The sequence below is a fragment of the Vibrio sp. 10N.247.310.23 genome, assembly GCF_041467155.1.
GTDB classification, from domain to species: Bacteria; Pseudomonadota; Gammaproteobacteria; order Enterobacterales; family Vibrionaceae; genus Vibrio; species Vibrio crassostreae_C.
The window spans coordinates 1-3,267 of sequence record NZ_JBFSTZ010000069.1 but is presented as its reverse complement, the minus strand read 5'-3'; the positions used below and the strand labels follow the sequence as shown (position 1 = coordinate 3,267).

Here is a 3,267-nt window from a genome sequence, read left to right as displayed (position 1 = left end):
TGACCTCCTTTTTAATTTGGTCATCACGATTGTAGTTGGAAGGAAATGGACAAAAACGATTTGCGGCCACGGCTATAAACCGTTTCGGTCAGGTTAGAAAAAGTATCTTGAAACCTTAGTGTGCTTACGGTGCAAAGACCAGTTCTAATTTTGGAAACTATTTAGTACATTAACCTAACAACGCACTTATTACACAGTTTAGGGATACACTATGTCTAAAGTTGCCATAATTACAGGCGCTAGTCGCGGTATTGGTAAAGCTATTTCTCATTACTTTGCTCAGGAAGGATACACTTTGGTGTTACTTTCCTTAAATAATGAAAACCTTGAGCGGACTAAGGCAGAGCTCAAGTCATGCTATTCCTCATGTCTAGCTGAGACAATGTCAGTCGATTTCAATAACCCATCTGAAGTTGAAACTGCTATTACATCAATCATTAAACAACATGAAAATATTGATACTATGGTTAATAGTACTGGCGTTTTGGCAGCAGGCAATACTAACCTTTCCTTAGCTAAACTTTCTGAGTTGGTAAACGTAAATCTTTTATCTACAATCACTGCTTGTAATTTAGTTGCGGAGAAAATGAAACAGCAAGGCTACGGGGAAATATATAACCTTGGCTCTACTGCTGGTTTGGCGCCAGTCCCTAAGATTGCAGCATATTCAGCGACAAAAGCTGCAATTGTTAGTTATAGCCAATCGCTTTATCACGAACTGCTCCCTTTTGGGGTAAAGGTTTGCTGTTTATGCCCTAGCGTTGTAGATACCGATATGACTAATGATGGGCGTATTGATAATAAATTTAAAATTGAAACACAAGACCTAGCAAAAGCACTTAGATTTATTCGAAGTCTATCTCCAGGGGCTGCTGTAAGCACACTATCCATAAGGTGTCGAATTATAGACTTAGAGTAGACCTATCAGAGATAGGTATAACACTTTTTATACGGGTATAAGCCTATTTCATGGATAGATAATGCCGTCTTTCATCTGTCACTTTATTTGAAATCAACATGTTAGCAACCATATTGAGCGGTTAGGTTGCTTAGTGCAGCAAAATTCTAGATAGGCTGAACTCGGATAAGTTTTGATAGGGCAAACACACATCTCTAAAATCTGTAGAGTATTTGGTCTAAGTGATTTTGGGGCAGAGATTAGCCAGGCAGAGAATCGCTAAGGTTCCAACCTGCATAGAAAATGCGTTGAAACCTTAGTTTCTATGAAACACCAACTAGATTGAAAATAAACAAACTAAAACCAATCATCCTCAAAGGAAAATAACTCGGATGGATCCATGTTTAAAAGCTGATTTTCAAAGCGCGATGCTTTAACTCTCTCCTTTAAATGCACCTGCAACTGCTTAACAGTTTTTACATCTTGGCATTTTTCATGTAACTCTATCGTTTCTCTTTCTAACGTAGCCCGATACTGTCTTAGGCCTTTTTCGCGTCTGGCCTTGTTACCACCACCAAACTTTTGCCAAATAATACTTTTTAGATCATGACCATGTTGGAGCTCTTGATACGCCATATTCAAATGCCTAAGTTTTTCTTCGAGCGTCGCTTGTAAACGCTCAATCATTTCACTATCCATTATCATCTCGTGATCTGGTAAGTATTGCTGAGCCATTAACAATAACGCTACGACATCTTTATCTTTCTTCGCCTGTGATAACTGCTGCATTAAAGCGCTTTTTTCAATCTTCTTTTTCTCGTCCGTTTCTCTATCTGGATGCAACTGCTTTGCCAGCTGGCGATAAAGTTTTGTCATTTGCTTATCACTGTAAAGCGCTTGACTGTTTTCGTTATAAGGCGACTTAGAGTTAACTGGCTCATTGTCCTGAGAAAAAAAGTTATCAGCTCCCCAATCAATATCATCGCCCGCTTCTGACGGCTCCTTTTCGATTTTTTCAGCCATCAGTGCTTGTAGATAGTCGTGAAACTTACGAGGATCCTCAACCATTTCCAACAGCTGTTCATTACTGATGTTGATATCATCACCGAGCATCATAGAAATCTCTTCACGAAGCTCATTGAGCTGCTCTTCAGTCATCGAATCTGTAGCGGGTTGATTGGTAACATCGGACATCAACGCTTCATCAAAGGCTTGGCGCAGTTCATCGGTATTGATCGGGTTAAATGGGTTGGCCTCTAAAACGCTCAATTCTTCTAGTATCCAATCATACAGCGCATCACGTTGTGCACCTTTAATCGTTTTACGTTGAGTAAAGGAAATTAAATGATGAATCCACTTTTCTGTCGCTAAACAAACCGCTTGCTCTTGTGGTTCAGCATACGTTTTAAATTCGAGATGAAAACTGTCTAACTTGGCTTGATATCGCTCGTTACGACGTTGTTTTTTTTCGACCTCCTCCCACAGTTGATTGAGTTTGCTCTTCTTCTTTTTCGAAGCAGGGAGGGTTGTTAAGGAAGATATGGTCACAGCATTCATAGTCATAAAATATTTAAGAGTGTTGGTAGCAGTCTACCTTTAACAAATCGAAATAAGTAGTGTGTAGGGTTTTCAACTAACATTATGATGGCTTAACTGCTCTCTGACACTTTAATTAAGCCCTCCCCCATAGAAATGAATAAAGACGATCAATTGAAAATAGGTCAATTAAACACCATGTAAAAGATTCTGTACCTAAACTTGACTCATAATAACCAAAAATAAAGGCAGCTCCATTCCCAATAAATGCAATCTAGTCTCATTGCAAGACTTAGCCCGCTGGAATCAAGATAAGCGAATAGGGCGACGTACAAAACACAATGAAGAGAATATTGTCAATCAACAGTATCGCGTACCATTGAGCCGTCTAGAGCAAGCTCTAGTGGATTACGCATCTGGTCAGTTTCGATTTAAAAAAGAAGTCGCTAAAAAGTACAAAATGTCAGCACAAACCTTGGTTCATCATGCCAATCTTCGGGGGATCAGTTTCATTAAAAAAGACGCAGAAGACTAAATTGAAGCCAAATAAGCCCCTGTAAATGTGTTTTAATCTTAAGACGTCAATACTAAAGAGTGCTATGCCTTTCCCTAAAGATACAAACGAAACGTTTATTAAAAAAGCCATTAGGCAATGGGGCAACCGTTACGACTACTCTCTTGTCCAGTATGTGAACAGTCGAACGCCTGTTGTTATTTTTTGTAACAAGCATCAGCAAGCGTTTGAACAAACCCCTAAAGCCCATTTTGCGGCGAAACACCATTGCTGCCCACTGTGTTATCAAGAGGTGGTGGGAAGTTACCAAAATGAGTGG

4 protein-coding genes are annotated in these 3,267 nt (G+C 39.5%); 3 read left to right on the top strand and 1 reads right to left on the bottom strand.

Features of this window, described 5'->3' with window-relative positions:
* The first annotated feature begins 211 nt into the window (after nt 1-211).
* On the top strand, nt 212-919 hold the full coding sequence (locus tag AB6D93_RS23685; RefSeq protein ID WP_372127311.1) for an SDR family NAD(P)-dependent oxidoreductase: 708 nt from the start codon (nt 212-214) through the stop codon (nt 917-919).
* 336 nt (nt 920-1,255) lie between these two features.
* Here the strand turns inward: AB6D93_RS23685 and AB6D93_RS23680 are convergent, their stop codons facing one another.
* Nucleotides 1,256-2,455 carry a J domain-containing protein gene (locus AB6D93_RS23680; protein WP_371722445.1) on the bottom strand — a complete coding sequence of 400 codons (1,200 nt, stop codon included), beginning with the start codon at nt 2,453-2,455 and terminating at the stop codon, nt 1,256-1,258.
* 262 nt (nt 2,456-2,717) lie between these two features.
* On the opposite strand from AB6D93_RS23680, the gene AB6D93_RS23675 reads away from it, so the two are divergent.
* On the top strand, nt 2,718-2,969 hold the full coding sequence (locus AB6D93_RS23675; RefSeq protein ID WP_102420924.1) for a hypothetical protein: 252 nt from the start codon (nt 2,718-2,720) through the stop codon (nt 2,967-2,969).
* A 64-nt stretch (nt 2,970-3,033) separates the two neighbouring features.
* A partial coding sequence (locus tag AB6D93_RS23670; RefSeq protein WP_372159231.1) for a hypothetical protein occupies nt 3,034-3,267 on the top strand: 234 nt, incomplete at its 3' end.

What these genes read in the sequence shown, in the direction of transcription:
- AB6D93_RS23685 (WP_372127311.1), top strand. Translation starts at nt 212, where the DNA reads ATGTCTAAAGTTGCCATAATTACAGGCGCTAGTCGCGGTATTGGTAAA.
- AB6D93_RS23680 (WP_371722445.1), bottom strand. Translation starts at nt 2,455, where the DNA reads ATGAATGCTGTGACCATATCTTCCTTAACAACCCTCCCTGCTTCGAAA.